The organism is Methylobacterium carpenticola (assembly GCF_042748905.1).
GTDB classification, from domain to species: domain Bacteria; phylum Pseudomonadota; class Alphaproteobacteria; order Rhizobiales; family Beijerinckiaceae; genus Methylobacterium; species Methylobacterium carpenticola.
On sequence record NZ_JBHZEO010000001.1, the window covers coordinates 3,817,960 to 3,842,116 of the forward strand.

Annotated in this window: 23 protein-coding genes and 1 pseudogene; 9 read left to right on the forward strand and 15 right to left on the reverse strand. The window is 71.7% G+C overall.

Annotation, left to right across the window (positions count from 1 at the left end):
• Positions 1–119: 119 nt before the first annotated feature.
• Positions 120–557, forward strand: a complete 438-nt coding sequence (locus ACE101_RS17870) for a cupin domain-containing protein (RefSeq protein WP_379132114.1) — start codon at positions 120–122, stop codon at positions 555–557.
• A 13-nt stretch (positions 558–570) separates the two neighbouring features.
• Positions 571–657: pseudogene (locus tag ACE101_RS17875) on the forward strand (BrnA antitoxin family protein); the annotation flags it as partial.
• Between the two features lie 154 nt (positions 658–811).
• On the opposite strand, the gene ACE101_RS17880 reads toward ACE101_RS17875, so the two are convergent.
• The 5 genes from ACE101_RS17880 to ileS form a co-directional block, all read right to left on the reverse strand.
• On the reverse strand, positions 812–2,110 hold the full coding sequence (locus tag ACE101_RS17880; RefSeq protein ID WP_379132117.1) for a M16 family metallopeptidase: 1,299 nt from the start codon (positions 2,108–2,110) through the stop codon (positions 812–814).
• 50 nt (positions 2,111–2,160) lie between these two features.
• Positions 2,161–3,540 (reverse strand): M16 family metallopeptidase, encoded by a 1,380-nt coding sequence (locus ACE101_RS17885; RefSeq protein ID WP_379132120.1) that lies wholly within the window; start codon positions 3,538–3,540, stop codon positions 2,161–2,163.
• 257 nt (positions 3,541–3,797) lie between these two features.
• Entirely contained in the window at positions 3,798–4,463 is a 666-nt protein-coding gene (locus ACE101_RS17890) for a hypothetical protein (RefSeq protein ID WP_379132122.1), read from the reverse strand.
• Positions 4,464–4,721: 258 nt separating this feature from the next.
• A complete protein-coding gene (gene lspA, locus ACE101_RS17895) occupies positions 4,722–5,219 on the reverse strand; it encodes a signal peptidase II (protein WP_379132125.1) in 498 nt (165 codons plus the stop codon).
• Positions 5,220–5,287: 68 nt separating this feature from the next.
• The gene (gene ileS / locus ACE101_RS17900) at positions 5,288–8,257 is read right to left on the reverse strand and encodes an isoleucine--tRNA ligase (protein WP_379132128.1); all 2,970 of its coding nucleotides are present in this window, start codon (positions 8,255–8,257) and stop codon (positions 5,288–5,290) included.
• A gap of 303 nt (positions 8,258–8,560) precedes the next feature.
• Between ileS and ACE101_RS17905 the strand changes: the two genes are divergently transcribed.
• On the forward strand, positions 8,561–8,824 hold the full coding sequence (locus ACE101_RS17905) for a hypothetical protein (RefSeq protein WP_379132131.1): 264 nt from the start codon (positions 8,561–8,563) through the stop codon (positions 8,822–8,824).
• Between the two features lie 77 nt (positions 8,825–8,901).
• Here ACE101_RS17905 and ACE101_RS17910 read toward each other — a convergent pair whose 3' ends face one another.
• Positions 8,902–9,918, reverse strand: coding sequence for a bifunctional riboflavin kinase/FAD synthetase (locus tag ACE101_RS17910; protein ID WP_379132134.1), 1,017 nt, complete (start codon positions 9,916–9,918; stop codon positions 8,902–8,904).
• A gap of 465 nt (positions 9,919–10,383) precedes the next feature.
• On the opposite strand from ACE101_RS17910, the gene ACE101_RS17915 reads away from it, so the two are divergent.
• Positions 10,384–10,767, forward strand: a complete 384-nt coding sequence (locus ACE101_RS17915; RefSeq protein ID WP_379132137.1) for a response regulator — start codon at positions 10,384–10,386, stop codon at positions 10,765–10,767.
• A gap of 174 nt (positions 10,768–10,941) precedes the next feature.
• Positions 10,942–11,481 carry a protein phosphatase CheZ gene (locus tag ACE101_RS17920; protein WP_379138772.1) on the forward strand — a complete coding sequence of 180 codons (540 nt, stop codon included), beginning with the start codon at positions 10,942–10,944 and terminating at the stop codon, positions 11,479–11,481.
• 14 nt (positions 11,482–11,495) lie between these two features.
• Here the strand turns inward: ACE101_RS17920 and ACE101_RS17925 are convergent, their stop codons facing one another.
• The 5 genes from ACE101_RS17925 to fabA form a co-directional block, all read right to left on the reverse strand.
• A complete protein-coding gene (locus tag ACE101_RS17925) occupies positions 11,496–12,401 on the reverse strand; it encodes a TIGR01459 family HAD-type hydrolase (protein WP_379132140.1) in 906 nt (301 codons plus the stop codon).
• 176 nt (positions 12,402–12,577) lie between these two features.
• Positions 12,578–14,275, reverse strand: a complete 1,698-nt coding sequence (ade, locus tag ACE101_RS17930; RefSeq protein WP_379132143.1) for an adenine deaminase — start codon at positions 14,273–14,275, stop codon at positions 12,578–12,580.
• 76 nt (positions 14,276–14,351) lie between these two features.
• Entirely contained in the window at positions 14,352–15,179 is an 828-nt protein-coding gene (fabI, locus tag ACE101_RS17935) for an enoyl-ACP reductase FabI (RefSeq protein WP_379132146.1), read from the reverse strand.
• Positions 15,180–15,219: 40 nt separating this feature from the next.
• A complete protein-coding gene (gene fabB / locus ACE101_RS17940) occupies positions 15,220–16,446 on the reverse strand; it encodes a beta-ketoacyl-ACP synthase I (RefSeq protein WP_379132149.1) in 1,227 nt (408 codons plus the stop codon).
• A 176-nt stretch (positions 16,447–16,622) separates the two neighbouring features.
• Positions 16,623–17,174, reverse strand: coding sequence for a 3-hydroxyacyl-[acyl-carrier-protein] dehydratase FabA (fabA, locus tag ACE101_RS17945; protein WP_379132152.1), 552 nt, complete (start codon positions 17,172–17,174; stop codon positions 16,623–16,625).
• 542 nt (positions 17,175–17,716) lie between these two features.
• Between fabA and ACE101_RS17950 the strand changes: the two genes are divergently transcribed.
• A complete protein-coding gene (locus ACE101_RS17950) occupies positions 17,717–17,917 on the forward strand; it encodes a hypothetical protein (RefSeq protein ID WP_379132155.1) in 201 nt (66 codons plus the stop codon).
• 401 nt (positions 17,918–18,318) lie between these two features.
• The gene (gene irrA / locus ACE101_RS17955) at positions 18,319–18,813 is read left to right on the forward strand and encodes an iron response transcriptional regulator IrrA (protein WP_379132158.1); all 495 of its coding nucleotides are present in this window, start codon (positions 18,319–18,321) and stop codon (positions 18,811–18,813) included.
• Positions 18,814–19,120: 307 nt separating this feature from the next.
• Here irrA and ACE101_RS17960 read toward each other — a convergent pair whose 3' ends face one another.
• Positions 19,121–19,879: a cation efflux transmembrane domain-containing protein gene (locus ACE101_RS17960; RefSeq protein ID WP_379132161.1), complete on the reverse strand. Its 759-nt coding sequence runs from the start codon at positions 19,877–19,879 to the stop codon at positions 19,121–19,123.
• A gap of 68 nt (positions 19,880–19,947) precedes the next feature.
• Between ACE101_RS17960 and ACE101_RS17965 the strand changes: the two genes are divergently transcribed.
• A complete protein-coding gene (locus tag ACE101_RS17965) occupies positions 19,948–20,376 on the forward strand; it encodes a MerR family transcriptional regulator (RefSeq protein ID WP_379132164.1) in 429 nt (142 codons plus the stop codon).
• A 22-nt stretch (positions 20,377–20,398) separates the two neighbouring features.
• On the opposite strand, the gene ACE101_RS17970 is transcribed toward ACE101_RS17965, so the two are convergent.
• Positions 20,399–20,959 (reverse strand): SH3 domain-containing protein, encoded by a 561-nt coding sequence (locus tag ACE101_RS17970; protein ID WP_379132167.1) that lies wholly within the window; start codon positions 20,957–20,959, stop codon positions 20,399–20,401.
• 289 nt (positions 20,960–21,248) lie between these two features.
• Here ACE101_RS17970 and ACE101_RS17975 point away from each other — a divergent pair, with 289 nt between their 5' ends.
• The gene (locus tag ACE101_RS17975; RefSeq protein ID WP_379132170.1) at positions 21,249–22,253 is read left to right on the forward strand and encodes a 2-hydroxyacid dehydrogenase; all 1,005 of its coding nucleotides are present in this window, start codon (positions 21,249–21,251) and stop codon (positions 22,251–22,253) included.
• Between the two features lie 181 nt (positions 22,254–22,434).
• Here the strand turns inward: ACE101_RS17975 and ACE101_RS17980 are convergent, their stop codons facing one another.
• Together ACE101_RS17980 and ACE101_RS17985 are read right to left on the reverse strand one after the other, a co-directional pair.
• Entirely contained in the window at positions 22,435–23,739 is a 1,305-nt protein-coding gene (locus tag ACE101_RS17980; protein ID WP_379132173.1) for a flavin monoamine oxidase family protein, read from the reverse strand.
• Positions 23,736–24,152, reverse strand: coding sequence for a DUF1499 domain-containing protein (locus tag ACE101_RS17985; protein ID WP_379132176.1), 417 nt, complete (start codon positions 24,150–24,152; stop codon positions 23,736–23,738). Before ACE101_RS17985 ends, ACE101_RS17980 begins: the two co-directional genes overlap by 4 nt.
• Positions 24,153–24,157: the final 5 nt, after the last annotated feature.

Consider the following 24,157-nt stretch of genomic DNA (forward strand, 5'->3'; position numbering starts at 1 on the left):
CCCGTTTAAGCGTGGCCGCGGCGTCCCGCGCAAGTCATCGTGATCGGTGACCCCCGGCCCGTCGCCGGCGCGGGCCCGGGGGAGTAGACTCGCGGCCTTCCGGTTTCGCGGAGCGAGCCATGTCCGACGTCATCGATTCTCCCAGCTGCCGCGTCGTCCGCGCGGGCGAGGCTTTCGTGGGCAAGCAGGCCCTGACCTACGCGCCGGGAATCTCGGCGGAGGCGGTCGGGTCGCGCGGGATCCATCTCCAGACCGTGACCATCCCGCCCGGCGCCCGGGCGCGGGCGCACCTGCACGAGGGGCACGAAACCGCCCTGCACGTGCTGAGCGGCGTCGCCGGGATGTGGTACGGCCCGCGCCTGGAGCACCATATGTGGAACCGGGCCGGCGACTACGTCTACATCCCGGCCGGAACCCCGCACCTGCCCTACAATGCGAGCCGCACCGAGACCTGCGTGGCGATCATCGCCCGCACCGATCCGAACGAGCAGGAGAGCGTGGTGCTGAGGCCGGACCTGGACGCGCTGCGGCCGGCGGGCGAGGACCCGATGGCGTGACGCATCGTGCCCGTTTCGCAGTCGGGGGCGGGGCTATCGGACCCGCATGAACGCCGCTCTGCGCCACTCCATGGAGGCGCAGACCGGAAAAGCGGGTTGATGCGGGGGCTCCGCGCGTCCCCGGTGGTCCGGGGCGGCGCCGTCTCCTCTCATACGGTTTCCGGATGATCGCTTCGCGATGCGGAAACCGGCCTCGCTCAGGCGCCGCGCGGGCTCGTGATACGGTTTCCGAAAGTGATCGTCCGGAAACCGTATCAGATCTCGGTCGGGCGGCCGGCGGCGACCACCAGCAATTGGCCGTCGCCGAGGGTGCGCGTCGCGGCCCGACGGATGTCCTCCTGGGTCACCGCGGCGATCAGACCGTTGCGGCGGCCGATATAGTCGATGCCGAGCCCCTCGAAGGACACCTGCACGAGCTGGTGGGCGATCTTCGTCGAGGTGTCGAAGCCCAGCGCGTAGGAGCCGGTCAGGTAGTCCTTGGCCTTCTGCAGCTCCTCGTCCGAGGGGCCGTCGCGGGTGAGTCGGGCGATCTCGTCCGAGATCACCGACAGGGCCTCGGCCACGCGCTCGTTCTTGGTGGCGGTGTAGCCCCAGGTCATCGAGGCGGCCCGGTGGCTCACCAGCGAGGTGCCCACCGAATAGGCGAGGCCGCGCTTCTCGCGCACCTCCTGGAACAGCCGCGACGTGAACGCGCCGCCGCCGAGCACGTGATTGAGCACGTAGGCCGGGATGAAGTCCGGATCGCGCCACGGCACGCCGCCGGTGCCGAAGCGGATCACCGATTGCGGCACGTCGAGATCGACCACGATGCGCCGGCCCACGCCCGCGATGCGGGCCGCCGGCACCTCCGCGAGCGCCCCGCCCTCGGACAGCCGCCCGAAGGCCGCGTCGAGGGCGCGCTGCAGCGGCGCCTCGCCGATGGCGCCCACCGCCGCGACCTTCACCCGCGCGCGGCTGATCAGGCGCCGGTGCAGCGCCACGAGGTCGTCGCGGGTGATGCCCGCCACGCTCTCCAGCGTGCCGCCCGAGGGCCGGCCGTAGGGATGGCCCGGATAGGCCTCGGAGAAGAAGCGGCGGGAGGCCATCACGCCCGGATCGTTCTGCTGGTAGCGGATGCCCGCCAGCATCTGGGCGCGCACGCGCTCGATTGCCGTCTCGTCGAGGCGAGGCTCGGCCAGAGCCAGGGCGAGCAGCTCGATCGCCTCGTCCGCGTGCTTGACCAGCATCTTGAGCGAGCCGCCGATCGCGTCGGGGCCCGCGTGGAAGTTGAGCTCGATCGCCCGCGCCGCCAGCCGCTCCTGGAAGGCGTCGGAGCCGTAGGGGCCCGCGCCCTCGTCGAGGAGGCGCGCGAGCATCTGCACCGCGCCCGACTTGCCCTCCGGATCCTGGGCGGCGCCGCCCTCGAAGGTGAAGGCGAGGGCGATCAGCGGCACGACGGGGGACTCGACGTGCCACGCCTCGACGCCGCTCGCGGCAGTCACGGACCGGGCCTGGGCGGGGGAGGAGGCGGGGCTGAGGGCGGCGGTCCGGGAGGCGGCGTCGGCCAGGGTCATGGGGACCTCTTCTTCGTGGGGGCGGGGCAGGCGGGCGGGCGGCTCAACCGTCAGGCGACGGTCGCCTCGGCCTCGCGGGCCTTGGTCAGGTAGCCGGTCACGGAGCGGGCCGGGACGAGGTAGCGCTCCGCCACCGCCGCGAGCCGGTCCGCCTCCACCGCCTCGATGTCGGTGGGCCAGCGGCGCACCTCCTCGATGCTCTCGCCGATGGCGAGCGCCGAGCCGTAGATGCGCGCGAGCGAGGACTGGCTGTCGGACGAGTAGACCGTCTCGGCGACGAGGCGGGTCTTGGCGCGCTCCACCGCCTCGGGGGCGAGGGCCTCGGCGGGCAGGCGCCGCAGGGCCGCGTCCACCGCCTCCTCCAGCTTCTCCAGGGAGACGCCCTCGGCCGGCACCGCGTAGACCGAGAAGCGGGTGTCGTCCATGGCCGAGCCCATGTACCAGGCGCCGGCATTCACCGCGATGCCCTGCTCCATGACGAGGGAGCGGTAGAGATACGAGGTCGGCCCGCCGCCCATCACCTCGGCGAGGAGTTCGAGGGCATGGCCTTCGCCGTCCCTGGCGGTGATGCTGGAGGGGGTGAGGTAGAGGCGCTGGAGCGTCGGCTGCTCGACCTTGGGATCCGCCACGCTGAGGCGCCGGGCGGCCCGGGGCTCGGGCTCGCGGGGGCGCAGGCGCACCGGCCGCTCGCCGCGCGGCGCGACCTGCCCGTAGGTGGCCTCGGCGAGGCGGCGCACCTCGTCGCCGGTCACGTCGCCGGCCACCACCAGGATGGCGTTCTCCGGGGTGTAGAAGCGCTGGTAGTAGGCGAGCGCGTGGCCGCGGTTCAGGTCCTCGATCTCGTGCATCCAGCCGATGATCGGGATCCCGTAGGGGTGATGCACGAACAGCGAGGCGGCCATGGCCTCGGAGAGCTGCGCGCTCGGGTCGGTCTCGACCCGCATGCGGCGCTCCTCCAGCACCACGTCGCGCTCGGGCGCCACCACGGCGTCGTCGAGGACGAGGCCGGTCATCCGGTCCGCCTCGAACTCCATCATGGTCTTCAGGTTGTCGCGGGCGACGCGCTGGAAATAGGCCGTGTAGTCGAAGGACGTGAAGGCGTTCTCCTGGCCGCCCAGGCTCGACACCGCCTTCGAGAAGGCGCCCACCGGGTGCTTCTCGGTGCCCTTGAACATCAGGTGCTCGAGGAAGTGCGCGATGCCCGACTGGCCGAGCGGATCATCCGCCGAACCGTTGCGGTACCAGATCATGTGGGTGGCGACCGGCGCGCGGTGGTCGGGGATCACCACCACGTCGAGGCCGTTGTCGAGGGTGAAGGACGCGACCTCCGGCCCGCCCGCCTCGGCCCGCCCGTACGGCGCCGCGTCGAGGCGCAGGGCAGGGCCGGGTCGGCCGGTCGGCCGGAGGAGAGGGCGCGTCCTGGAATGCATGCTGATTTCCCTCGAAGCGGGGCCGCCGGAGCGGACTGCGCTGATGGTGAACCGCCCCCGTTAACGGAAGCCCGCAGGGCCCGCGCGCCGCGCCGGCCCGATTCGGATGTGGTGCGGTTGAACAGGGGTTTCTAGAACATTTTAAGGCGGAGGAGGTCCTCCGCCCGTGTTCAGGCAAACTTTTCTTCAAGCCGCCAAGGTTGAGCGCGGGTCTAAAGCTTGACCCCCGCCAGTCTTGGCCGTCGCGGCGCGCCGCGTCACTGCTGCCGCGAGCGCAGGTAGGCCAGCGGATCGGCCTCCTCGCGGTCGCTGATCGGCATGCCCTTCGGGGCGCTGTCCGACCGGGCGAGCCGGCCGCCGGGCGGGGCGCGGTAGCCCGTGGGCGGATCGGTCAGCATGTCGCGGCTCGGCTCCGTGACGGAGGGCTGCGCATCCTCGTCCTTGCGGCCCTTGAACAAGTCGAGCGGGTTCATCCACGTCGCCTCGCGCACGTTGTCGCCGGGCTTGTAGACCGGCTCCTTCGTGATGCCGGCGCCCTCGCGGCGGCCGCCCCGCATCTCGTAGATCGAGAGCGTGGTGTTGTTGTCGTTCATGCGGCCCTGCTCGCCGCGCATGCCGCGCGGCTTGCCATCGTCCGCGGCCCGGCGGGCCCGGGCGACGGCCTCCGGATCGGTCGGCCACTGGGGCGCCTCGTCGCGCACGGCGCTGCGCGCCACGGGCGCCGGCAGGGCGCCGGTCTTGTCCATCTTCGGGGGCAGGACCAGGGGAGCCCGCTCGCGATAGGTGATCGACGGCCGGTCCGGCTCGATCAGCCCGATCGACGAGAGCGCCTTCTTCATGAACACGCCGTCCTCCGCGCGGACGCCGGGCGCCACGCCGCACAGGACCGCCGTGAGGGCGAGGATCGTGCGCTGGTGTCTCATGCTGTCTCCCCGATTCCCGCCGGCTCGACGGTCGATCCGGCCTGGGCGCGGTTTCGGGCGAAGGTATGGCGCCGGTCGTGGGCGGCGCAACGCGCGGGCGGCCTGTGTCGGGAGAAACACACACGCATTCGCGCACGGAAGGGCCGCTCGTTCTCATACGGTTTCCGGATGATCGCTTCGCGATGCGGAAACCGGCCTCGCTCAGGCGCAGCGCGGGCTCGTGATCCGGTTTCCGAAAGTGATCGTCCGGAAACCGTATCAGGCGTCCGAGCCTGCCTCGCGCGCGGTCCGCCGCTCGGCCCAGAGGGCGTCGTAGAGCAGGCCGACGACGCCCAGCACGATGCCCGCATCCGCGACGTTGAACACGTACCAGGACCAGCCGCCCGCATGCAGGTGGACGAAATCGAACACCGCCCCGTAGGCGATGCGGTCGATGGCGTTGCCGATCGCCCCGCCCACGATCAGCCCGAGCGAGCCCGAGAGGAGCCGCGTGCCCGCGCGCGCCATCCAGCCCGTCAGCGCCGCCGCCGCGAGGATCGAGACCGCCACGAGCAGCCAGCGGCCGATCTCGGTATGCTGCTGGAACAGCCCGTAGGACACGCCGCGATTCCAGACGACGACGAGCTGCGCGAAGGGCGCGAGCACGATCGGCTGGCTCAGGGGCAGATCGCTGAGGAACAGGAGGCCGAGCTTCGTCGCCTGGTCGAGGACCAGGGTCACGACGGCGACGAGGAGGCCGAAGGGGAGGGGACGCATTCAGGCACGGCCGGGATGCCCGGCCGGGCCGCGCTCCCGGAGGAGGCGGCCCGGCCGGAGGGCGATCATCATTCGGCGGCCTCGGCGTGGAGGGCGTCCCACTCCCGCAGGGCCTGGGCGTCGCGGGGCGTCACCTCCGGATAATCCGGATCGGCTCCGACGCTCGGCAGCACCTTCCACGAGCGGGCGCATTTGCGGCCCTCGGCCAGGGCCGGGACCACGGCCACGCCGCGCACGTCCTCGAGCCGGAAGGCGTCCTGCGGCCCCTCGCCGGCCTCGATCCGGATGCCCGAGGTGATGCAGATCTCCGCGAAGTCGATGCCGTCGAGGGCCGCCCGCAGCTCGGGATCGGCGACCGACACGACGGGCGCCGCCTCCAGGCTCGCGCCGATGTGCTTCTTCGCGCGCTCGATCTCCAGCGCGCCCGTCACGACCCGGCGCACGCGCCGGATCTTCGCCCAGCGCGCGGCGAGCGCGTCGTCGCGCCACGCCGCCGGGGTGTCGGGCAGGGTCTGCAGGTGGACCGAGCCGTCCTCGGAGGGATAGCGCGCCAGCCACGCCTCCTCGGCCGTGAAGGCCAGCACGGGGGCGAGCCACACCACCACCCGCCGGAAGGTCTCGTCCACCACGGTGAGCGAGGCCCGCCGCACGCTGCTGGAGAGCGGGTCGCAGTAGAGCGCGTCCTTGCGCACGTCGAAGTAGAAGGACGAGAGATCGCCCGTCATGAAGCCGTTGAGGAGCGCCACGACCCGCTTGAAGTCGTAGGTCCGGTAGGCCTCGCGGATCTCGCCGTCGAGCTCGGCGAGCCGGTGCAGGATGAAGCGCTCCAGCTCCGGCATCTCCTGCACGGGGACGCGGTCCTCCGGCCGGTGATGGGCGAGGGTGCCGAGCATCCAGCGCAGGGAGTTGCGCAGCTTCCGGTAGGTCTCCGAGAAGGTCTTGATGATCGGCGGGCCGATGCGCAGGTCGTCCGTGTAGTCGGAGGCCGCCACCCACAGGCGCAGGATGTCGGCGCCCGAGGCCGCGATCACGTCCTGCGGGGCGACGACGTTGCCGCGCGACTTCGACATCTTCTCCCCCTTGGGGTCGAGGACGAAGCCGTGGGTGAGCACCACGTCGTAGGGGGCCCGGCCGCGGGTGCCGCAGGATTCGAGCAGCGAGGAGTGGAACCAGCCGCGGTGCTGGTCCGAGCCCTCCAGGTACATCACCGTGTCGTCACCGCCCTCGCGGCGGCGGCGGATGCCCGCGAGCCCCGGGAAGGCGACCGGATCCTCGAGCGTGAAGGCGTGGGTCGAGCCCGAATCGAACCAGACGTCGAGGACGTCCGTGACCTTCTCGTAATCGGCCGGGTCGTGGTCGGGGGCGAGGAAGCGGGCGCCGTCCGCATCGCTGAACCACGCATCCGCGCCCTCGGCCGCGAAGGCCTCGGCGATGCGGGCATTGACCCGCTCGTCGCGCAGGATCTCGCTGGTGCCCTTCTTCACGAAGACCGTGATCGGCACGCCCCAGGCGCGCTGGCGCGACACCACCCAGTCCGGGCGGTTGGCGATCATGCCGGTGATGCGGTTCTGGCCCTGCGGCGGCACCCACTCGGTGGCGGCGATCTCGCGCAGGGCCACGTCGCGCAGGGTCCGGCCCTGGAGCGAGGCCACCGGCGCGTCGAGGGCGATGAACCATTGCGGCGTGTTGCGGAAGATGACCGGCTTCTTCGAGCGCCAGGAATGCGGGTAGCTGTGCTTGAGCGTGCCGCGCGCCATCAGCGTGCCGGCCTCGGCGAGGGCCGCGATCACCGCCTTGTTGGCGTCGCCCTTCTCGCCCTTCTCGGTCAGCACCCGCCGGCCCGTGAGGCCGGGCGCCTCCGCGGTCAGCACGCCGTCCGCATCCACCGTGTAGGGGATCGCCACGTCGATGCCGCGCGCGCGCAGCGCACGGCCGTTCGCCGTCCAGACCTCGAAGTCCTCGCGGCCGTGGCTTGGCGCCGTGTGGACGAAGCCGGTGCCGGCCTCGTCGGTGACGTGCTCGCCCTCCAGCATCGGCACGGCGAAGCGGTAGCCCTCGTTCCAGCCCGCCAGGGGATGGGCGAGCGTCAGTCCCGCCAGAGCCTCGGGCGCAACCTCGGCCACGCGCTCATAAGCATCGACCCGAGCGGCCTTGAAGACGTCGCCCGCGAGTTCGTCAGCAACAATGCAACGAAAATCAGGTTGTACCCAGTTCTCTTCAGGAGCGGCGGTAACACGATAGAGCCCGTAACTGACTTTTCTTGAATAGGCCACGGCCCGGTTGGCCGGGATGGTCCAGGGAGTGGTGGTCCAGATGACGACGTGGGCGCCGGTGAGCGCCGGATCGGCGGAGGCGACGACCGGGAAGGCGGCCCAGATCGTGTCGCTGACGTGGTCCTCGTACTCGACCTCGGCCTCGGCGAGGGCGGTCTTCTCGACCACCGACCACATCACGGGCTTGGAGCCGCGATAGAGCTGGCCGGTCATCGCGAAGACCATCAGCTCGCGGGCGATCTGCGCCTCGGCCGGATAGGCCATGGTCGCGTAGGGATGGTCCCAGTCGCCGGTGACGCCGAGGCGCTTGAACTCCCCGCGCTGCACCGAGAGCCAGTGCTCCGCGAAGGCGCGGCACTCGCGCCGGAACTCGACGACCGGCACCTCGTCCTTGTTGCGGCCCTTGGCCCTGTACTGCTCCTCGATCTTCCACTCGATCGGCAGGCCGTGGCAGTCCCAGCCCGGCACGTAGTTGGCGTCCTGGCCGAGCACGCCCGCGGCGCGCACCACCACGTCCTTGAGGATCTTGTTGAGCGCCGTGCCGATATGGATGTGGCCGTTGGCGTAGGGCGGTCCGTCGTGCAGGACGAATTTCGGCCGGCCCGCCGCCGCGGCGCGGATGCGGCCGTAGAGGTCGATGGCCGCCCAGCGCTTCAGGATCTCCGGCTCGCGCTCGGGCAGGCCGGCCCGCATCGGGAAATCCGTGCGCGGCAGGAACAGCGTCTCGGAATAGTCGCGCCCGGAGGCGGGCTTGGTCTCGGTCATGGTCGCGGGCTCGTGTGGCGGGCGCCGCGGCGGAAGGCCGGGGCCCTTGTCGTGCAATCGCTCGGCGAACGGCATCCCGGCCTCCGCAGGGCCGCCGCCGCGGCCCTCAGGCGGAAACCGGGCTCGTAATTCGCCGCGGAGGGCTCAGCCGGTGATGCGATTCGGACATTCGGCCCTCATAGCAGGGGTGGGAGCGCGGGGGAAGCCGGGCGGTCCGCCGCGCCGCCCTGCGCGGCACGCGCGGGAACGCCGGCCGCCCTGGCGACTTGACGCAGAGGATCTCCGTCCCGACAGGAGGCCGCGATGCGCCCGCTTCTCGCCGTTCTCGCCCTCGCCGTCTCGCTCGGCGCCCCGGCCCTCGCCGCCGAGGCCAGGGGCCCGGCCGCCCGGCCCCCGCAGGCCGGCATGCCCCAGGTCGGCACGCCCTACGACGAGATCGACGCCACCGGCAGTCTCGCTCCGGCCAGGCCGATGCTGGCGCCGGATTACGACGGGCCGGAGATCGACGTCGATGCGCCGCGCCTGGACGAGCGGGACCGCAGCCTGCGCGAATTCGCCCCCGAATAGGGCTTTGCCCCCGAATAGGGCTTTGCCCCCGAATAGGGCTTTGCCCCCGAATAGGGCTTTGCCCTGAGGAGGGCCGGTCAGCCCAGCATCGAGGGCACCGCGTCGCGCGCCAGCAGGGCGCGGGCCTGCTCCGCGTCCCGGTGCATCTGCGCGACCAGCGCCTCGGCGCTGTCGAAGCGGGCCTCGCCGCGCAGGAACCCGACGAACTCGACGGCGATCGTCTGCCCGTAGAGGTCCCCCGAGAAGTCGAACAGGGTGGTTTCGAGGAGCGGCGCGCCGTTGTCGAAGGTCGGGCGGCGCCCGTAGCTCGCCACGCCCTCCCGCAGGGAGCCGTCGGCGAGGCGGACCCGCACCGCATAGATGCCGTGGGCGAGGCCGCAGGCCGGCAGGGCGACGTTGGCGGTGGGGAAGCCGAGGGTGCGCCCCCGCTTGTCCCCGTGGCGCACCGCGCCCTGCACGAACCAGCGGAAGCCGAGCAGGCGGTTCGCCCCCGCCACGTCGCCCTCCTCCAGGGCGGCCCGGATGGCGCTCGACGAGACCGGCGACTCCTCGCTCTCCGCCGTCACCGGCGCGATCACCCGGCAGGAGAGCCCGTTCTCCGCGCAGAGGGCCTGGAGCATGGCGGGGGTGCCCTCGCGGCCGCGGCCGAAATGGAAGTCGTGGCCGATCACCACGCCCGACAGGCCGAGTTCCTGCTTGAGGAGCCGGCCCACGAAGGCGCTCGCTCCCGTGGCCGCGAGATCCGCGTCGAAGCGGCGCACGAACACGCCGTCGATGCCGAGCCGGGCCAGCACGGCGAGCTTGGCGCCCTCGGCGGTGAGGCGGAACATGCCGCGCTCGGGCGCGAAGAATTCGCGCGGATGGGGCTCGAAGGTCAGCACCGCGCTCGGGTGGCCGGTGATGCGGGCGATCTCGCGCACCGCCGCGATGAGGGCGCGGTGCCCCTGATGCAGTCCGTCGAAGTTGCCGATCGCCGCGACCGCGCCGCGCAGACCCTCCGGCACGGCCTCGCCATCGCGGTTGATGATCAGGGGGCGAGGCGGCGGGGCGGACGCCGCGGAATCGGTCGCGGCGGTCTCGTCGCTCGGCGGCATGGGGATCCGATCGTGTCAGCGCGGCGGTTGCGGTCTCTCCGCGGCCGCAAGGCCGGTGAAGCCTGGGCCGGGCGGCGCGACCCTGTCGAAAAGCGCCCGGTGGGTCAAGCCGCCGGCCCCGGGGCGCATCGCACCCTTGCGCCCGGGGCGCCGGCTTCGCGAGGGATATCGGCCGCCGCGACCGTGCCGCGCGCAGCACAGGGGCGGGGCTTCGCAGAGTCAATCGCGGCCAGAGCCGGACACTCGTCGTCACCAGCCGCCCACCGCACTGGGCGGACGATGGTTTTGCACAAGGGCAGGCCGGTCGTGCACAGGGCTGGATTGCACGCGTGGCCGATTAACCGCTTCGCAACGCGCCGGGACTACCTATTGCGGTCAGAAGCGCCGCCCGGTGCTTCCCCTCATCATCGCTGCGGGCACCAGCGCGCGCCGAATGCGCCTTGCCCGCGAATGGAGCCCGGACTGATGGCCCTCGACCTCAGCATGCCGATCCTCGTGGTGGACGACTACCAGACGATGGTCCGCATCATCCGCAACCTGCTCAAGCAGCTCGGCTTCGAGGATGTCGACGACGCGTCCGACGGCACCGGCGCGCTCGCCAAGCTCAAGCAGAAGAAGTACGGCCTCGTGATCTCCGACTGGAACATGGAGCCGATGACGGGCTACGAGCTGCTGCGTCACGTGCGGGCCGACGACGTGCTGCGCACCACGCCCTTCATCATGGTGACGGCCGAGTCGAAGACCGAGAACGTCATCGCCGCCAAGAAGGCCGGCGTGAACAACTACATCGTCAAGCCGTTCAACGCGCAGACGCTCAAGACCAAGATCGAGGCGGTCTGCGGCGCCTGACCGGCGCCGCACGGCCCCGGCAGGGGCCGGGACCGCCCACCTCGCGCCCCAGATCGGCATGGCGGCCGGCCCCGGCCGCCCGACTCCGCCCCGCTCCCGACGCGGAGCGCGGCCGGCCGACAACGGAGCCGAGCCTTGCGCAGTATTCGAACGGTCCGGCTGGTCAGCATGCTGATGCGTAAGAGGGCCCGCAGGCCGTCTCCTGCGGAGGGTGCGATCGACGCCGGCACGATCGTGCAGGATCTCGTCGAGATCGCGGATTACATCAAGCGGCTCAAGCAGGCGATCGCCCATCTGCGGGCCAACGAACTGCGCCGCGATCGCCTGCCCATGGCGCATGACGAGCTGGGCGGCGTCGTCACGGCGACGGCGAGCGCGACGAACCGCATCATGGGGGTCGCGGAGGGCATCCTGGCGATCGAGGACGACACGCTCGAAGGCTACCGCGCCAAGGTCGAGGCGGAGGTCTTCCAGATCTTCGAGGCCTGCGCCTTCCAGGACATCACCGGGCAGCGCATTGCCAAGGTCGTCGACGCCCTGGGCCAAGTCGAGAAGCGCCTGGAGCACTTCGCGACCGTCGTGAAGGTGAGCGACGGCGAGATCGACCAGGAGGAGGCACGCCGCAAGGCGCGGAACGAGGAGCTCCTCCTCAACGGTCCCCAGCTCAAGGGGCCGGAGACGCCGCAGGACGCGATCGACGCCCTATTCGCGTGATCAGCGCGGCCCGATCACCAGCGCAGGACCTCGACGACCGCGTCCGGATGCACCGGCTGGGCCTCCAGCCAATGCGCCACCTCGCCGAGCGGCGCCCCCGCCGCGCAGCCGAGTTCCTCCGCGTGGATGCCCCGGGCCACCAGCACGGAGGCGATGCCGAAGCCGTGCGCGCCGGCGACGTCGGTGCGGATCGCGTCGCCGATGGCGAGGATGCGGTCGGCCGGCGCCGGGGGCAGGCCGTCGATCGCGGCAGCGGCCTGCACGGCCGCCTCGTAGACCGGCCGGTGCGGCTTGCCGGCATAGATGACCTCTCCGCCCAACGCCTCGTAGAGGCTCGCCAGCGCCCCCGCGCAGGGGATCAGCTGCGCGCCGCGCTCGACCACGAGGTCCGGGTTGGCGCAGATCATCGGCAGCCCGCGCTCCTTCAGCGGCGTCAGGACGGGGCGGTAATCCTCCGCCGTCTCGACCTCGTCGTCGAACAGCCCGGTGCAGACCACGTGCTCGGCCGCCTCCGGTGCCACGCGCGGGGCGGGCAGCCCCTCGAAGATCGGCAGGTCGCGGTCGGGGCCGAGATGGTAGAGGGGGGCGGTGCCCTTCGCGGCAATCAGGGCGCGGGTGAGGTCGCCCGAGGTCACGATGGCGTCGTAGGCCGAGCGCGGCAGGCCGAACCCGTCGAGCTGCGCCTGGACCGACGCGCCGGGCCGTGGCGCGTTCGAGACCAGCACCACCCGCCGCGGGCGCTCGCCGGGCAGGGCGCGGAACCGCGTCAGCGCCTCGCCCGCGGCCCCATGGGCGCGCACCCCGTCATGCAGCACGCCCCAGACGTCGCACAGGATCACGTCGAAGCGCGGCGCGAGATCGGCGATGCCGCCGAGCACGGGAATCTCGTCGGCTCTCCGCTTCGCGCGTGGTTCCGCCATCGCCATCCCCTCCGTTGCTGCGCCGCAGCATGCCAAGCCGCCCCGAGTTAGGAGGGCCGGCGGCAAAAGGCAACGGGCGCCGCATCATTCGCCCGAGGCAGCCGCCGGTTCGGCGAGAGCGATGCGGCGAGAACGAGGATCCGCGCAGAGATGCGCGATGCGGTCCCGCCCGGCCCTCAGGGGAGGAGCGCCATGCGGTCCACGTCCACGAGGCCGCGGTCGGTGATCTTGAGGTGCGGGATCACCGGGAGCGGCAGGAAGGCTACCTGAAGGAACGGCTCCGGCAGGGTGCAGCCGAGGGAGCGGGCGGCCTCGCGCAGAGGGTGGAGAGCGTCGCGCACCGCCTCGAAGGGCTGGTCGCTCATCAGGCCGGCGATGGGCAGCGGCAATTCGGCGAGAACCCGACCGCCCGCCGCCACCACGAAGCCTCCCTGGAGGTCGATCAGCCGGTTGATCGCCAGCGCCATGTCGGCGTCGTCCACCCCGACCACGCAGAGATTGTGGCTGTCATGGCCGACCGAGGAGGCGATGGCGCCGCGTTCGAGCCCGAACCCCTGCACGAAGGCGCGTCCCATTCCGGGCGTGCCGTGCCGGGCGATCACCGCGACCTTCACCGCGTCCTGGCCGCGGTCGCAGAGGGCGAGGCCGTCCGCGGCGGGCAGGGTCAGGCGGCGGTGCTCCGTGATGATGCGCCCCGGCACCACGCCGATCACCGAGGTCTCGGGGCCGGGGGAAGCCGGGATCCGGAAATCCTCGGCCGTCACCGGCGCGGCCTTCACGCTGCCGCGCCCCGGCGCCGGGATGCGGGCGCGGCCGGCGAAGAGCGCCTCCTCCACGAGCCGGCCGCCCACGATCACCTGCGCCACCGCGCAGGCGTCGAGATCGTCGAGGAGCACGATGTCGGCCCGCCGCCCGGGGGCGATCATGCCCCGGTCGTGGAGGCCGAAGGCGGCGGCGGCGCTGAGCGAGGCCGCCCGGTAGGCCGCGAGCGGCGGCACGCCGAGGCCGATCGCCGTGCGGATCAGGTGGTCGAGATGGCCCTCCTCGGCGATGTCGAGCGGGTTGCGGTCGTCGGTGCAGAAGGCGAGGAAGGGGGAGGTGGCGACCGTGAGCAGGGGGGCGAGCGCCCGCAGGTCCTTGGAGACGGAGCCCTCGCGGATCAGCACGGTCATGCCCTTGCGGATCTTCTCCAGGGCCTCCGCGGCACCGGTGGCCTCGTGGTCGGTGCGGATGCCGGACGCCGCGTAGGCGTTGAGGCCGGCACCGGAGAGCAGCGGCGCGTGCCCGTCGATGTGGCGGCCGGCGAAGGCCGCGAGCTTGGCGAGGCAGCCCGGATCGGCCTGGACGACGCCGGGGAAGTTCATGAACTCGGCAAGGCCCAGCGAGCGCGGATGATCCCGGTAGGGGAGGAGGTCCGCGGCCTCGATGCGGGCGCCCGCGCGCTCGAGATCGGTGGCGGGCACGCAGGAGGAGAGCTGCACCCGGATGTCCATGGCCGTCTCGCTGGAGGCCTGGAGGGCGTAGGCGAAGGCCGCGGTGCCGAGCACGTTGGCGAGTTCGTGCGGATCCCAGATCGCCGTGGTGACCCCGTGCGGCAGCACGCAGCGGTCGAATTCGTGCGGGGTGATGAGCGAGGATTCGATGTGGAGATGGGTGTCGATGAAGCCCGGCACCGCGATCCGGCCCGCGGCCTCGATCACGCGCGTGCCCTCGTAGGCGCCGTAGGTGCCCACGATGGTGTCGCCGCACAGGGCGATGTCGGTGAGGACGAGGTCGCCGGTGACGAGGTCGAGAAGCCGCGCGCCGCGGATCACGAGGTCGGCCGGCGCGCGGCCGGACCCTTGTGCGATCCGGCGGGCGATCTCATCGGTCATGGGCGGCTCCTGATGCGGAGGCACCAGCTTCGCAGAGCCGCCGGGGCGGCGCCAGATCCGATCCGGGCGGCCGCTTTCAGTCGCCGACGACGCCGGCGTCGTCCTGCGCCTTCAGCACCGACGGGCGCGGCATCGCGATGGTGCTGAAGCCGCAATCCACGAAGTGGATCTCGCCGGTCACGGCGCTCGACAGGTCGGAGAGCAGGTAGAGGGCCGCGCCGCCGATCTCCTCGATCGTCGCGTTGCGGCGCAAGGGGGCGTGGGCCTTCTGATGGCTGAACATCAGGCGCGCATCGGAGATGCCGGCCCCCGCGAGCGTGCGCACCGGACCCGCCGAGATCGCGTTCACCCGGATGCCGTCCGGGCCGAGATCGGAGGCGAGGTAGCGCACGGAGGCTTCCAGCGCCGCCTTGGCGAGACCCATCACGTTGTAGTTCGGCATCACGCGGGTCGCGCCGCCGAAGGTCAGGGTGAGGAGCGCCCCGCCGGGCCGCAGGCGCTTGGCCGCCCGCTGCGCCACCTCCGTGAAGGAGAAGCAGGAGATCACCATGGTGCGCGAGAAGTTCTCGCGCGTGGTGGCGTCCACGTAGCGGCCCTTGAGCTGCGTCTTGTCCGAGAAGCCGATGGCGTGGACGACGAAGTCGAAGCCCTCGGGCCACGCATCGCCGAGCGCCGTGAAGACCGCGTCGACGCTGGCCGGATCCTCCACGTCGCAGGGCAGCACGATCGTCGAGCCGAGAGTGCCCGCGAGCGGCGTCACCCGGCGGCCGAGCGCCTCGCCCTGGTAGGTGAAGGCGAGATCCGCCCCCTGTGCTGCGAGAGCCTTGGCGATGCCCCAGGCGATGGAATGGTCGTTCGCGACCCCCATGATGAGGCCGCGCTTGCCTGCCATCAAACCCGTCACGCCCGCTCTCCCCGTGGATGTCCGTGTCCGCCCCGAGCCGTCAGGCGTCGACGTGCTTCAGGACCAGTGTCGCGTTGGTGCCCCCGAATCCGAACGAGTTCGACAGCACGTGGCCGAGCCGGGCGTCGTCCACCCGCTGGCGCAGGATCGGCATGTCGGCGAAGGCCGGATCGAGCTCGTCGATATGGGCGCTCTCGCAGATGAAGCCGTTGTTCATCATCAGGAGCGAGTAGATCGCCTCCTGCACGCCGGTCGCGCCGAGCGAATGGCCCGTGAGCGACTTGGTGGCGGCGATCGGCGGGCAGGCCTCGCCCGCGCCGAACACCTCGCGGATCGCCTCGATCTCCTTGTCGTCGCCGACCGGCGTCGAGGTGGCGTGCGGATTGATGTAGTCGATCTTGACGCCCTTGAGGCCCGACAGCGCCTGGCGCATGCAGCGCACCGCGCCCTCGCCCGAGGGGGCCACCATGTCGTGGCCGTCCGAGGTGGCGCCGTAGCCGGCGACCTCGCCGTAGATCCGCGCGCCGCGGGCCTTGGCGTGCTCCAGCTCCTCCAGCACCAGCACGCCCGCGCCGCCCGCGATCACGAAGCCGTCGCGGCCCGCATCGTAGGCGCGGGAGGCCCGGGCCGGGGTGTCGTTGTACTTCGCCGACATGGCGCCCATCGCGTCGAACAGGACCGAGAGGGTCCAGTCGAGCTCCTCGCAGCCGCCCGCGAAGATGATGTCCTGCCGGCCGGCCTGGATGATCTCGGCGGCGTTGCCGATGCAGTGGTTCGAGGTCGCGCAGGCGGAGGAGATCGAGTAGTTCACGCCCTTGATCTTGAACCACGTGGCGAGCGTGGCCGAGGCGGTGGAGGACATCGCCTTCGGCACCGCGAAGGGGCCCACGCGCTTCGGGCCCTTGGCCCGGGCGATGTCGGCGGCCTCGACGATGGCGTGGGTCGAGGGACCGCCCGAGCCCATGATGATGCCGGTGCGATCGTGCGAGACCTCGTTCGCCTCGAGTCCCGCGTCGCGGATCGCCTGCTCCATCGCCACGTGGTTCCAGGCGGTGCCGCCGCCGTGGAAGCGCATGGCGCGCCGGTCGACCACGCTCTCGGCATCGAGGGTCGGGGCGCCCTGAACCTGGCAGCGGAAGCCGTGCGCGGCGAAGGGCTCGGCCCGGGTGATGCCGGATCGGGCCTCGCGCAAGCTCGCCAGCACTTCCTGCGTGTTGTTGCCGATGGATGAGACGATGCCCATTCCGGTGATCGCGACGCGCCTCATGACGATCGCAGCCCTCCTTCGCGGCGTGTGTGGCGCCGTCTCGTTGTCACCTAGGACCGTCGCGGCCCGAACTCAACCGCCTGCCCGCGCATCATTCGCCTGCCCGGCGGCGAAAATGATGCAGAAACAGGAATCTAAGCAGAATTGCCCCGCGCGGCTCCGCTGCGGGCGCCCCCTCAGCCGCCCGCCGGGGCGGCCGCCTGGAACAGGCCGACCCGCAGGTCCTGCGCCTCGTAGATGCGGCGGCCATCCGCTTCGAGCCAGCCATCGGCGATGCCGAGCACGAGGCGGCCCTGGCGCACGCGCTTGAGGTCGACGCCGTAGACGACCTGCTTGACGGTCGGCAGCACCTGATCGGCGAACTTCACCTCGCCGACGCCGAGCGCCCGGCCGCGACCCGGCGAACCGAGCCAGCCGAGGAAGAAGCCGACCATCTGCCAGAGGGCGTCGAGTCCGAGGCAGCCCGGCATCACGGGGTCGCCCTGGAAGTGGCAGGGGAAGAACCAGAGGTCGTGCCGCACGTCGAGTTCCGCCCGCACGTGGCCCTTGCCGTAGGCGCCGCCATCTTTCCCGACCGAGACGATGCGGTCGAACATCAGCATCGGCGGGAGCGGCAGCTGCGCGTTCCCGGCGCCGAACATCTCGCCGCGCCCGCAGGCGAGCAGGTCCTCATAGGAGAACTGCGAGGGCCGGGGCCGGGCGTCGGTGGCGGGAGTGTCGGCGGACATGGAGACGGCGCGATCCTCGTTGGCTGGGGCGGGGCGCGGCCCGCAGAGCGGCGCCTGTAGCATAGGGTGCCGGGCGTTCAAAGCCACCGAAGGGACCGAGGGTTCCCCCGCCGACGCGGCGGGCAGGCGGGGCGAGCGGAGGCGGGCGATCGTCGGCGGCGGTCCGGCAACCGGAGCGAGACGAATATGTCAAATTGTCGCAACTCTTGAAGAGAATCCAATCGTTGCAACAAGTTGGATGAAAATTCCGTCTGGCAGCCCATGCGGACCCGGCTGCGGCAGGATGTGATCAGACCGTTCCGATGCGCTGCCGTTTCATCTTCGGCCGGGCACCGCACGCATTCGCGCGGGATGCGGCAGGAGTTGATCACGCCCGCTCGAGGCGCTCGGCTTGGCCATCTCCGCGCCTATGGTCCGAATTGAGCTTCGGATTTGTGTTCATATCCTCGGCGTCATGGTCGCCGGAATGGGCATCCGAACTCGAGACGATGGGATTTCGTCGGGAGGCGACATCCCTTTCCCGACGGATGAGGAGACCGATCGTGTCGAACCATCATCGGAGCATGCGCGAGCCCGGCGAGATCGATGCCGCCGCAGGTGGTTTCCCGGCGCTCGGCTTCGGCGTTGCGGGGCCATCGACCTTCGAGGCCCAGACCCTCCGCAAGGGTGGCGTGATCGCCGGGCCGCTGACCACCTCTCGATCCGTCACCACCGGCTGTCTCTCGTTCGGCCTCACCGTCTGACGGCGTGATCCGGTTTCCGGAAGATCACTTTCGGAAACCGTATCACGAGCCCGCGCGGCGCCTGAGCGAGGCCGGTTTCCGCATCGCGAAGCGATCATCCGGAAACCGTATGACCGGGCCGAGACTCCACCGGGCCGTCGCGGCGGCTCCCTGGCCCGGACCGGCGCGCGATCATCGGGAGCCGACGGGGTGCTGCGCGCTGCTGTCGGAAGCGCGCCGCCGTTTCGGCATGTCGGGAGCGCCGTGCGGCCGGTCTGTTGCCGAAACTTCATCGTCAATTGCGAATTAGACGATTTCTGATCTACGGGCCGAGAGCGCCGCTCGGGTTGCGGCCCCGCAGGGCAATCCCTATAACGGGAACCGGAAAGCCTTGCTTCTTCTCACGCTGAACAGTCTGGCCGATGAACGACCTGTCGCCTTTGCATGCCGTGCTCAACGCACGTGCCCCGGCCATCCAGGCCGAGGGTGCGGCGGGGCAGCGCCGCGGCTGCCCGCTGTCGGAGCTGCGGGATCGGCTGCGCCGCGCGGGGCTGCGCCCGACCCGTCAGCGGCTCTCCCTCGGCTGGCTGCTGTTCGGCAAGGGGGACCGGCACCTCACCGCCGAGATGCTCTACGACGAGGCGATGCGGGCCAAGGTCCCGGTCTCCCTCGCCACGGTCTACAACACGCTGCACCAGTTCACCGAGGCCGGGCTGCTGCGCCAGCTCGCCCTCGACGGCTCCAAGGCCTATTTCGACACCAACCCGAGCGAGCACCATCACTTCTTCCTGGAGGAGGAGGGCCAGGTGCTCGACATGCCCGATTGCGGCATCACGGTCGATTCGCTGCCGCAGCCGCCCGAGGGGATGGAGATCGCGGGCGTCGAGGTGATCGTGCGGCTCCGCCGCCGGGGCTGACGGCACCGTCGCGGTATCGGGAACAAGGCCGCCGCTTCGGCGGCCTTTTCTGTTGGACGATGGGCGTGGCCGCCGACCGGCGCATTGGGGCGAATGATACGGTTTCCGGACGATCACTTTCGGAAACCGTATCACGAGCCCGCGCGGCGCCTGAGCGAGGCCGGTTTCCGCATCGCGAAGCGATCATCCGGAAACCGTATGACGCCTCGAGTAGCACCCGATCAGGTTGCAATCGGGCGCTGCTCCAGGTTTTTGATGCTGCCGCATTGTCTGCGACGAACCGGGATCCACTTCGTCGGACAAGGCTCTAGCGGGCCGGCGCGGGACGGACCTGCGCTCCGCCGTCCCGATATTCCGCCCAGGCCTGCGCCAGGATCTGGCCCGACGAGGTGAGGAAGATTCCGGCCATGACCGCGGCCACGGCGAGGTCGGGCCAGGCCGTGGACGTGCCCCACACGCCCAGCGCCGCCATCATGACGATGACGTTGCCGATCGCGTCGTTGCGCGAGCAGAGCCAGACCGAGCGCACATTGGCGTCGCCGTCCTTGTAGGGCCGCAGCAGGAGCACCGAGGCGAGATTGGCGGCGAGCGCGAGCATGCCGATCACCCCCATCACCTCCGCCCGGGGCAGGCCGAGGACGAGGGTGTGGTAGACCGTCGAGCCGAACACCCACAGCGCCATGAGCGAGAGGGACAGGCCCTTGAACAGGGCCGCCGTGGCGCGCACGCGCAGGCTCGCGCCGATCACCGCGAGGCTCAGGCCGTAGGTCACCGTATCGGCCAGGAAGTCGAGGGCGTCGGCCTTGAGCGCCTGCGATCCGGCGAGCTGGCCCGCGAACATCTCGGTCAGGAACAGCGTGCCGTTGAGGGCGATCACGGCCCAGAGGACGCGCTTGTAGCGCGGGTCCACGCCGTCGAAGACCGGCACGCCGCCCGAGCAGCAGGAGGCTTGCGCATGGCTGCCATGCACGGCCGGAGCCGCGGGCTCGGGGGGATGCAGCGGGGGTGGCGTGCAGCCCGTGTCCGAGTGGGCGCGAGAGCGGGAGCGGCAGCAGGCATCCGCCATGGTGGTTCTCCTTTCCAGCGGTCGGGAAGGAGCGTACGATCTCTAGTGACTAGAGGTTCAAGCGGAAAATGGATGTTCCGATCGGCGAGCTGTCGCGGCGCACCGGCGTCAAGGTGCCGACGATCCGCTACTACGAGGGCGTGGGGCTGATGCCCGCTCCGGCCCGCACCGAGGGGAAGCAGCGCCGCTACACGGCGGCCGAGGTGTCCCGGCTCGACTTCATCCGCCATGCCCGCGAACTCGGCTTCGAGGTGGACGCGATCCGCGAGCTTCTCGCGCTGGCGGCCCAGCCCGACCGGTCCTGCGCCGAGGTGGACGAGATCGCCCGCCGCCACATGGCCGCGGTCGAGCGCCGGATCGCGCAGCTCGAGACGCTCCGGGCCGAGCTGCGGCGCATGGTGGAGGCGTGCAGCCATGGCCGGGTGGGCGATTGCCGGGTGATCGAGTCGCTGGCCGACCACGGCCGGTGCAGCCACGACCACGGCCGCATCGCCTGATCCAGGCCCGTCCGCGGCACGCCTATTCCACCTTCTCGTTCGGGTAGACGCCCCACAGGCGGTCCTGGCGCAGGTAGCCGTCCACGTCGCCGCGCTTCTGCGGCAGCATGACGATCAGGCGGCACCACGCGCCGGTGCAGGACTTGACGCTGCCGATCACCCCCGCCTGGAGCTGGGCCACGACGCCGCCGCGGCCCTCCGGCTCCGCGTAGAGCGGGACCGAGGCCGACTTGTCGGCCTGCGCCAGCACCACGGCCGTGCGTCGGCCCGAGAGGAGCGAGTGCAGCACCCAGCCCTCGGTGCCCTCCGAATCGCGGATCCGCCGCCAGTTCTCGAATTCCGCGATGATCTCGACCGGGAGCCCCGCCCGCTGGAACACCCAGAGCGTGCGGTGGTCCTTGGAGGGGCCCTCGCGCAGGTTCACGCGGTCGGTCTTGAGGCTGACGTAGCGGGGCACCGGCAGGCCGCTGCGGGGGCCGACGCTCGCCTCCGGCAGCTTCCCCGGGGCGGCGGGGGCGGCCAGGGCCGAGGGCAGCACCGCCATCAGCGCGATCAGGAGGGCACCGGCGCGCGCGAGGGGCATCGGATCTCGTCTCCGTCATCCAGGGGCTTTGGCGCATCATTGTCGCGCGGCAGGGCGGTAGCCACTGCCGCGATTGATGCGTAGAGAAGCCGGCGGACGCCGCTCGGCTCGGGCGCCCGGCCCGGCTCCTCACCCTCGTGTGTGGCCCAAAGAGGGTTAACGGAGGGTGGAGTCCCGGTCCGAGGTGGGGCTTCCCGCCGGGGCGCGCCATCGCCTATCGTAAGGCTTGAGCAGGCTGGGACAAGGCCGGCCGAGCGCCGCCGACACGAGTCGGGGAGGGGAAGAGTTCATGTCGTCGTTGAAGCGCAAGCCGCTCGTGGTGGTGACCCGGCGCCTGCCGGACGTGGTGGAGACGCGCATGCGCGAACTCTTCGACACGCGCCTCAACCACGACGACAAGCCATTGTCCTCCGCCGCCCTCGCCCAGGCGATGCAGGAGGCGGACGTGCTCGTCCCCACCGTCACGGACGAGATCGACGCCTCGGTGCTGGCCCAGGCCGGGCCGAATCTCCGGCTGATCGCCAATTTCGGCAACGGCGTCGACCACATCGACGTGGAGAGCGCCCTCCAGCGCGGGATCACGGTCACCAACACGCCGGGCGTGCTGACCGAGGACACCGCCGACATGACCATGGCGCTGATCCTCGCCGTGGCCCGCCGGGTCACCGAGGGCGCGCGGATCATCCCGGACGATGCCTGGACCTCCGGCTGGTCGCCGACCTGGATGCTGGGCCGGCGCATCACCGGCAAGCGCCTCGGCATCGTCGGCATGGGGCGCATCGGCCAGGCGCTGGCGCGCCGCGCCAAGGCCTTCGGCCTCTCCATCCACTACCACAACCGCCGCCGCGTCTCGGCCCGCACCGAGGCGGAGCTGGAGGCGACGTACTGGGAATCCCTCGACCAGATGCTGGCGCGGGTCGACATCGTGTCGGTGAACTGCCCGCACACGCCCGCGACCTATCACCTGCTCTCGGCGCGCCGCCTCAAGCTCCTCAAGCCCGAGGCGGTGGTGGTGAACACCGCCCGCGGCGAGGTGATCGACGAGACCGCGCTGGCGCGACTGATCGAGGTCGGCGACATCGCGGGGGCGGGTCTCGACGTGTTCGAGCAGGAGCCGGCGGTGAGCCCGCGCCTCGTCAAGCTCGCCAAGGCCGGCAAGGTGGTGCTGCTGCCGCATATGGGTTCGGCCACGCAGGAGAGCCGCGTCGACATGGGCGAGAAGGTCATCATCAACATCAAGACCTTCCTCGACGGGCACCGCCCGCCGGACCGCGTCCTGCCGAGCATGCTCTGAGCCCGGCCCAGCCCTCCCCTGGGCGCGTGACGCGAGAGCGGATCGCGAATCCGGGGGCGCCGCCGAGGATTCGGATCGGCGGTCACGGGGCGAGGCCTGCTTCGTCGGCACCGCACCATGAGGGCGACGTGCCGCCCTCATCCGCAAGCAGCCGTGCCGAACGGATCGGTCGCGCTCCGCCTCAGCCGAGCGCCGCCGTGATAGCCTCGGCCGCCCGCTCGCCCTCCTCGTAGGCGCCGCCCGCCGTGCCCCATTGCAGGCGCGAGAGGGCCTCGCCCGCGAACCAGATCCGGTCCCCCACCGGCGCCTTCAGCGTCTCGCGCGCCGGCGCGTGGCCCGGCGGCACCACCGCCCAGGAACCGCGCGACCAGGGATCGTGCCGCCACTCGCTCACCACCGGGATGGCGAGATCGTGCAGGCGGCCGCTGCCGACATGGTCGGCGAGCACCGCGCGGGCGAGGCGGCGCGCGCCGTCCGGCCCCAGCCCGGCCCCGTCGAGGGCGGCGGCCATCGGCCGGTCGAGCTCGAAATAGTGGAAGGCGGTGCCGTCGACCCGAGTCAGCAGGCCCGGCGGCTGGCGCCGGCTGCCCGTGAGGCCGGCGAGCCGGTCGCGCCCGCGGAACGGGGCCGAGGGCCAGTGCAGCACCACGTGCTCGTAGATGCCGGGCAGGAACCCGTCGATCGCCGCCCGTGCCGGTGCCGGCAGGGACGGGGAGAAGCGGAGGGAGGCCTCGTCCTGCAGCACCATCATCGGCGCGGTGACGAGGACGGCGCGCGCCCGGATCCGGCCGCCGTCGCCGGTCTCCACCGCGACGCCCGGACCCGACCAGTCGATGGCGCGCACGGGGGTGCCGAGGGCGATCGGCAGGTGGTGGGCGAGGCGCGCCAGATAGGCGCCGTAGCCTCCCGCCATGAAGAAGTTGTCCCCGTACTCCATGCTGGGGAAGTCGTGCAGGCTCACGTCGGTCAGCGGCCGGCCGGAGACGAGCCCGTGCACCAGGGCGACGCGCCGCCCCCAGGGGCCGAGCCCCGGCGGCAGGACCGAGGCGGCCGGGCGGTCGGGCCCGCCCCGCGCGGCGCCGCGCGTCATCGCCGCGTCCGCGACCGCGAAGGCCCGCCCGTAGGCCGCGTCCTCGTCGGGCCGGCCCTTGCGCCGCCCCACCATCAGGTGGCTCTCCTGGGCGGCGCGGCGCAGGGGCTCGCCGCGGGCGAAGCCGAGGGCGACGAGCGGGTTGATCGGCCCGGCATGCAGCCAATGGGCGCCGAGATCGACCGCGTGCCCGCGCAGGCGCGTGGTGACGGTGCGTCCGCCCACCCGGTCGCGGGCCTCCAGCACCGCGACCGAGAGGCCGCGCGCCGCGAGCCGCCGGGCGGCCGCGATGCCCGCCGCGCCCGCGCCCACCACCACCACGTCCGGGTCGCGCGGCAGCGGCGCCAGGGGCGGGATGCCGTCCGGGCGGAACCGCGCGTGATCCGGTATCCTCATCGCGTCGCCTCCTTCACCCCGTCGAGCCAGCGGGCGAGACGGGCGCGGTTGTCGCTGAACAGCCCGGCGCCGATCTGGCTGCGGGAATAGAGGGCCAGGGTGGAGGCGCCTTCGCCGCGCCCCACCACCTCGGCCGTGATCGTGTCGGGAAACCGCATCACCGGGGAGCGCGCCACGTAGCGGTCCTGCTCGCCCCAGCGGTCCGTGAAGACGAGGATGGTGTCCGGATCGGTCTCGGCGACGCGCCGCAGGATCTCGCGCAGCCGCGCCCCGGCCACCGGGAAGACCGGTGGCGCGAGATCGGCCGGGGCCGCGCGGCAGATGTCGGGCGGGCAGGCGAGCCCGTCGGCGCCGGAGCGCCGCAGCCGGGCGAAATCCACCGGTCCGAGATCGGGGGCGCCGTAGAGCAGCATCCACA